General features: G+C 62.0%; 1 pseudogene. It reads left to right on the forward strand.

Annotation, left to right across the window (positions count from 1 at the left end):
- A pseudogene (locus M2S36_RS17870) lies at positions 1–305 on the forward strand (acetolactate synthase large subunit); the annotation flags it as partial.

Genomic DNA, 305 nt, shown 5'->3' on the forward strand with positions numbered 1-305 from the left:
CAGAACGCCCGTAACCCGATCCTGGTGATCGGCGCCGGCGCCAACCGCAAGATGACCGCCAAGGTCCTCAAGCAACTGATCGACAAGACCGGCATCCCGTTCATCACCACCCAGATGGGTAAAGGTGTGGTTGACGAGCGTCACCCACGCTTCCTGGGCAACGCCGCGCTGTCGTCGGGTGACTTCGTGCACCGCGCCGTCGAAGCTGCCGACCTGATCGTCAACATCGGTCACGACGTGATCGAGAAGCCACCGTTCTTCATGGTCCGTGGCGGCACCGAGGTCATCCACATCAACTTCCGCTC

It is taken from the genome of Pseudomonas sp. SF2, from assembly GCF_036858055.1.
Lineage (GTDB): Bacteria > Pseudomonadota > Gammaproteobacteria > Pseudomonadales > Pseudomonadaceae > Aquipseudomonas.